At 33.1% G+C, this 7,058-nt stretch carries 6 protein-coding genes; all 6 read left to right on the top strand.

The annotated features are described in order from the left end of the window. The coding region (locus KPL55_RS24950) for a 4-hydroxyphenylacetate 3-hydroxylase C-terminal domain-containing protein (RefSeq protein WP_216309462.1) at positions 1-979 on the top strand (979 nt) is incomplete at its 5' end. Positions 980-1,072: 93 nt separating this feature from the next. Continuing rightward, positions 1,073-1,378, top strand: a complete 306-nt coding sequence (locus KPL55_RS24945; protein ID WP_246599834.1) for a NifU family protein — start codon at positions 1,073-1,075, stop codon at positions 1,376-1,378. A 52-nt stretch (positions 1,379-1,430) separates the two neighbouring features. Then, a complete protein-coding gene (locus KPL55_RS24940; protein WP_216309461.1) occupies positions 1,431-2,732 on the top strand; it encodes an acetyl-CoA hydrolase/transferase family protein in 1,302 nt (433 codons plus the stop codon). A 39-nt stretch (positions 2,733-2,771) separates the two neighbouring features. Beyond that, positions 2,772-4,277, top strand: coding sequence for a succinyl-CoA:acetate CoA-transferase ScpC (gene scpC, locus KPL55_RS24935; protein ID WP_512699275.1), 1,506 nt, complete (start codon positions 2,772-2,774; stop codon positions 4,275-4,277). Positions 4,278-4,350: 73 nt separating this feature from the next. Beyond that, positions 4,351-5,721, top strand: coding sequence for an aldehyde dehydrogenase family protein (locus KPL55_RS24930; RefSeq protein ID WP_216309460.1), 1,371 nt, complete (start codon positions 4,351-4,353; stop codon positions 5,719-5,721). An 82-nt stretch (positions 5,722-5,803) separates the two neighbouring features. Next, the gene (locus tag KPL55_RS24925; protein ID WP_216309459.1) at positions 5,804-6,922 is read left to right on the top strand and encodes a 4-hydroxybutyrate dehydrogenase; all 1,119 of its coding nucleotides are present in this window, start codon (positions 5,804-5,806) and stop codon (positions 6,920-6,922) included. Positions 6,923-7,058 lie beyond the last annotated feature (136 nt).

The following is a 7,058-nucleotide window of genomic DNA, read 5'->3' as shown; positions in this document are numbered from 1 at the left end:
TGCAATATCAAAACAAGAAGATCCAGATATGTATCTTCGCGTTGTAGAAAGAAGACCTGATGGTATCGTAGTTCGTGGAGCTAAAGCTCACCAAACTGGTATATGTAATTCCCATGAAGTTTTAGTTATGCCTACTATGGCTATGAAGCCAGGCGAAGAAGATTATGCAGTATCATTTTCCGTACCTGTAAATACAGATGGCATTATTATGATTTTAGGTCGTCAATCTTGTGATACAAGAAAGAGCGAAGAAGGAGCAGATATCGATGTTGGTAATTACAACTTCGGTGGAGTAGAGGCTTTAGTTATTTTCGATGATGTATTTGTGCCAAATGATAGGATATTCTTAAATGGAGAAACTGAATTTGCAGGAATGCTTGTTGAAAGATTTGCAGGATATCATAGACAAAGTTATGGTGGATGTAAAACAGGTGTAGGCGATGTACTTATTGGAGCTACAGCACTTGCTGCAGATTATAATGGTACAAGCAAAGTATCACATATTAAAGATAAGTTAATAGAGATGACTCACCTTAATGAAACATTGTATGCTTGCGGAATAGCATGTTCTGCAGAAGGTCATAAAACCCAGTCAGGTAATTATATAGTAGACTTATTACTAGCTAATGTCTGTAAACAAAACATTACAAGATTCCCATACGAAATAGTTAGACTTGCAGAAGACATTGCTGGAGGACTAATGGTAACTATGCCTGCAGAAAAAGATTTTAGGGATCCAATTACTGGACCTTATCTTGAAAAATACCTAAAGGGTGTAGCATCTGTAACAACTGAAAATAGAATGAGAATATTAAGACTTATTGAAAATTTAGCTCTTGGAACAGCCGCTGTTGGTTATAGAACAGAATCAATGCATGGTGCAGGTTCTCCTCAAGCTCAAAGAATAATGATAGCTAGACAAAGCAATATGGCTCATAAAAAAGCACTTGCAAAAGTTATAGCTAGAATAAAAGAATAATTTATTAAACAAAATACATCTTTTATAATATGAAATTCCTTAATATATGTGCGCCTTATGGCACACATATATTAAAAAGAATGGAGGGACAAAATGATTAACAATGACCTTATGTTTTCAAAAATAGAAAAAATTCTAGAAGTAAATGTAAGACCAAAACTAGCTGAACATTATGGAAATATTGAACTTGTTAGTGTTGAAGATGGAATTGTTGAAGTTAAGCTTTTAGGAGAATGTAAAGGATGTCTCTCCGCAAAATATACTGTTGAAGATTTGGTTGAAACTGCACTTAAAGAAGCTATTCCTAGTATCAAAAAAGTATTGCTTATAAATCAGGTAAGTGAAGACTTACTAGCGCAGGCTAGAAAAATACTAAATAGTAGTAAAAAAGAAAAATGATTATAGAACTTTCGTCATTTAGTTACAAATAAAATGGAGGAGAGTGATAAATGTGAGTTTAGAAGAAATTTATAAATTAAAGATTATTACCGCAAAACAAGCTGCACAAAAAATAAAATCTGGTAATAGGGTAGTAACAGGTCATGCTTGTGGTGAACCACAAAATGTTTTGGAAGAAATGGTAAAAAACAAAGATTCATATGAAAATGTTGAAATAGTTCACATGGTGCCAATGGGAAAAGCAGAGTATACAAAACCAGGAATGGAAAAACATTTTAAACATAATGCCTTATTTGTAGGCAGTGCAACAAGAGGAGCCATTGCTGATGGGAGAGCAGACTTTACACCTTGCTTTTTTTCTAAAGTACCAGAACTCTTTGAAAACGGTTATTTACCTGTAGATGTTGCAATTATTCAAGTTTCGGCTCCTGATGATCACGGATATTGTAGTTTTGGAGTATCTGTTGATTATACAAAGCCAGCAGCAAAGCAAGCAAAAGTAGTAATTGCAGAAGTGAATAAAGAAATGCCTAGAACAATGGGAGACTCTTTTATACACGTATCTGAAATTGATTATATTGTAGAAGTAAACCATCCAATAACAGAACTTAATCCACCTAGGATTGGGGACATTGAGAAAGCTATTGGGAAATATTGTGCATCTTTAATAGAAGATGGATCTACGCTCCAACTTGGTATAGGAGCTATTCCTGATGCAGTCCTACTATTCTTAAAAGATAAAAAAGACTTAGGGATACATTCCGAAATGATTTCAGACGGAGTAGTTGAACTTGTTGAAGCTGGAGTTATAACTAATAAAGCTAAAACACTTCATAAAGGAAAAATAATAGTAACTTTCCTAATGGGAACAAAAAGGCTTTATGACTTTGTTAATAATAACCCCATGGTTGAGATGTATTCTGTAGATTATGTGAATGACCCTATTATAGTTTCAAAAAATAACAAAATGGTTTGTATAAATTCTGCTATTCAAGTGGACCTTATGGGACAAGTTAATGCAGAAACTATAGGACTAACTCAGTTTAGTGGAACGGGTGGCCAGGTTGATTTTATTAGAGGTGCCTCTATTGCAAAGGATGGTAAGTCTATTATTGCTATGCCATCAACAGCAAGTAAAGGTAAAATTTCTAGAATTACGCTAATGCTTGACGAAGGAGCGGCGATTACAACTCTTAGAAATGAAGTACACTATGTAGTAACGGAATATGGTATTGCCGAGTTAAAAGGTAAAACACTTAAGGGCAGAGCAAGAGCACTTATAAATATTGCTCATCCAGACTTTAGACCTTCACTTATTGAGGAATGGGAAAATAGATTTAAAGCTAAATTCTAATATTAATTTTATATTTAATATAATTCTGGGGGTGTAATATTGGCTAGTGAAAGAATAAGAAATAAGGAAGTTATGAAAAAGGTAGTCTCAGCAGCGCAAGCAGCAAGTCTGATAAAAGATGGAATGATAATTGGAGTAAGTGGATTCAGTCCATCAGGTTATCCGAAAGATGTTCCGTTAGCTATTGCAGATAGAGTTAATAGTACTGGTGAGAAGATGAAACTTACATTATATTCAGGTGCTTCTGTCGGTTCAGAAATTGATGGTGCTTGGGCTAAGGCTGGTATAATTTCTAAAAGATTGCCTTATCAGACTGACAATGAATTAAGAAAATCTATTAATGAAGGCCTAACTGAATATATTGACATGAATTTAAGTATTATGCCTCAATTTGTAAATTATGGTTTTTTACCTAAAGTTAATGTTGCAATTATAGAAGCATTAGCAATAACAGAAGAGGGTAACATAATACCAACAACAGCAGTTGGGAATGCAGCTACTTTTGTTGCTAATGCAGATATGGTTATAATTGAAGTTAATGAGCATCAACCATTAGCATTAGAAGGTATGGCTGATATATATACTTTGGAAAATCCACCTTTTAGAAAACCAATTCCAATAACACATCCTGGAGATAGGATTGGAACAACTTATATACCTTGTGGACTTGAAAAAATTGCTGCAGTTGTAATGACCAATTCATCAGACAAAACAAGGCCTCTTGGTCCAATTGATGAAACATCTAAAGCAATATCAAAAAACTTAATTGAATTTCTTGAAAACGAAGTTAAAGAGAAAAGGCTGCCAGAAAACTTATTACCTCTTCAATCAGGAGTTGGTAGTGTAGCGAATGCAGTTCTTGCAGGACTTTGTGAATCTAGATTGGAAAATCTTACTTGTTATACAGAAGTAATACAGGATTCTATGCTTGACCTTATTAGATGTGGTAAAGCGAAAATGGTATCTAGTACTGCGCTAAGCCCTTCGCCTGCTGGTATGGAAGATTTCAGGCGTGATATAGACATATTAAAAGATAAAATTATATTAAGGCCTCAAGAAATAAGTAACAATCCAGAAGTTATAAGAAGACTTGGGATTATTGCTATGAATACAGCTTTAGAAGTAGATATATATGGTAATGTTAATTCAACTCACGTTATGGGTACAAAGATGATGAATGGAATAGGTGGTTCAGGAGATTTTTCTTCAAATGCTTCCTTGACAATATTTACTACACAATCTATAGCTAAAAAAGGTGATATATCTTCAATAGTTCCAATGGTTTCACATGTAGATCATACAGAGCATAACGTAATGGTAATTGTTACAGAGCAAGGCACCGCAGATTTAAGAGGAAAGAGCCCAAAGGAAAGAGCGCTTGCAATTATTAACAATTGTGCTCATCCTGATTATAGACCGCAGCTTTTAGAATACCTAGCTAAAGCTGAATGTTGTGGAGGAAAACATACTCCTCATGTTTTATGTGATGCACTTTACTGGCACACAAGATTTATGGAAACAGGAACAATGAAACAAAAAATATAGAATGTATTTTTAAGATGTTAATCCAACAATTCTACATAAAAAATAATATATAATAAACAGGAGGAAAATAAAAATGGATAATAAAGCAGTTATAAATGAACTAATGGTAAAAGCAAGAAAGGCTCAAGCAGGTATTGCAAACTATAGTCAAGAACAGGTAGATGATTTAGTTAGAGTAATTGGTAAGGTTATATTTGATAATGCTGAGGTACTTGCAAAAGAAGCAGTTACTGAAACAAGAATGGGAGTTTATGAAGATAAGGTAGCTAAGAATATGGGTAAATCAAAGACTATATGGAATAGCTTAAAAGGTAAAAAATCTGTTGATATAATTGGATCAGAAGAAGGAAAAGAAGGAATATTACTAGTTGCAAAGCCAAAGGGAGTTATAGGTTCTATTACACCAACTACTAATCCAATAGTTACACCTATGTGTAATGCTATGTTTGCGTTAAAAGGAAGAAATGCAATTATTGTTGCTCCACACCCAAGATCTAAAAATTGTTCATTACATGCTGTTACATTAATGAATGACGAATTAAGAAAACTTGGAGCACCAGAAAACTTGATTCAAATAATAACAGAACCATCTGTTGAACTAACAGGAGAATTAATGGCAGCTGTTGATACAGTAGTTGCTACTGGTGGAATGGGAATGGTAAGGGCTGCTTATGCAAGTGGTAAACCAGCATTTGGAGTTGGAGCAGGAAATGTTCAAGTTATAATTGATAGAGAATATGATTTTGATAAGGCTGCTAAAGATATTATAGCAGGAAGAAAATTTGATAATGGAATTATATGCTCTGGAGAACAATCAATAATTGCTCCAGTAGAAAATCATGATGAAATAATGAAGGCATTTGTTGATAACGGTGCATACTACATTGAAGATGAAGCTACAATAGAGAAGTTTAGAAGTATTATGTTCCCAGGTGGATCAATAAACGGTAAACTTGTTGGTCAGTCAGTTCAATTTATTGCTGATATGGCTGGAGTTGTGGTTCCTGCAGCTACTAAAGTAGTAATACTTAAAACTAAAGGAATAGGAGAACTTGATGTACTTAACAAGGAAAAAATGTTCCCATTCATGATTACAATGACTTACAATACTTTTGAAGAAGCAGTACAACTTGCTAAAACTAATCTTTTATATGAAGGCGCAGGACATACTACAGCTGTTCATTCAAATGATGATGCACATATACAATATGCAGGTAAAGAATTACCTATCAGTAGATTAGTTGTTAATCAAACATCTTCTACAGGAGCAGGCGGAAGTTTCAATAATGGCTTTAACCCATCTACTACTCTTGGTTGTGGATCTTGGGGAAATAACTCAATATCTGAAAACTTCACTTATTACCACTTAATAAATATATCAAGAATAGGATATTTCAATAAAGATGCTAAGATTCCAACAAATGAGGAAATCTGGTCTAAATAATATATAACAAGTAGGTTTCAACGAACTAAGTTGAAACCTATTTCCCTAACTTAAAATAATTATTAAATTTGGAGGTAACGTAATGAAATTATTTTCACTAAAATCACAAATCCATAAATTTGATACAGCAAAGGAATTTGCAGAAACTTTTACTATAGGTGAAGGAGATTTTGTATTATCCAATGAATTTATATATAATCCGTTTTTCGGAAGTTTAAATCTAAAGGCCGAAATAGTATTCCTTGAAAAATATGGTGTTGGAGAGCCATCAGATGAGATAATTGATGCGGTACTTCAAACTATTAAGGGAAAGAACTTCAAAAGAATTTTTGCAATTGGTGGAGGTAGTGTTATTGATATAGCAAAACTTCTTGTAATAAAAGGTGATAATACAGCATTGCAATTATTTGAAAAATCAGTTCCAATAATAAAAGATAAAGAACTTATATTAGTTCCTACAACTGCAGGAACAGGATCAGAAGTTACAAATTTATCTATTGCTGAAATAAAGGCTAAACATACAAAAATGGGACTTGCTGCAGAGGAATTATTAGCTGATCATGCAGTGCTTATTCCAGAACTTGTTAAAGGACTTCCATACAGATTCTTTGTTGCTTCTTCAATAGATGCATTAATACATGCTATTGAGTCTTATGTATCTCCAAAATCTAATCCATATACAGAATTATTTAGTATTAAAGCAATGGAATTAATTTTAAAAGGATATGTTCAGATAATTGAAAAAGGCGAAGAGTATAGAAAAGAAATAATTGAAGATTTTGTTATAGGTAGTAACTATGCTGGTATTGCTTTTGGTAATACAGGAGTTGGAGCAGTACACGCTCTTTCATATCCACTTGGTGGAACTTACCATGTTCCTCATGGAGAAGCAAACTACCAGATGTTTGTTGAAGTATTTAGAGCTTATAATAAGAAAAATCCAAATGGTAAAATTAAAGATGTTAATAAAATACTTGCAGATATTTTAAACGTAAACGTGGGAAGCGATGTATTTGCTAAACTTGCTGAGGTACTTGATAAATTATTAGTTAGAAAACCTTTGAAAGACTATGGCATGAAGGTAGAAGAAATTGAAAGTTTTGCAGATAGTGTTATTGTAGGTCAACAAAGACTTTTAGCAAATAATTATGTACCTCTAAGTAGAGATGAAATTAGAGATATCTATAAAATTTTATATTAATTACTCAAAGAAGAGGGGATCGTTCCCAATGTCATTAAGTTAAGAAATTAAACCAATAGTTTTAAAACAGAGTATGTTTAAAAATGCATACCTGTTTTTTTTATATAATTTTTTAAATAAATTCCAGAAAACTTTC

This window comes from Clostridium lacusfryxellense (assembly GCF_018861735.1).
Taxonomy (GTDB): Bacteria; Bacillota; Clostridia; order Clostridiales; family Clostridiaceae; genus Clostridium_AD; species Clostridium_AD lacusfryxellense.
This window is presented reverse-complemented; position numbering and strand designations above follow the sequence as displayed.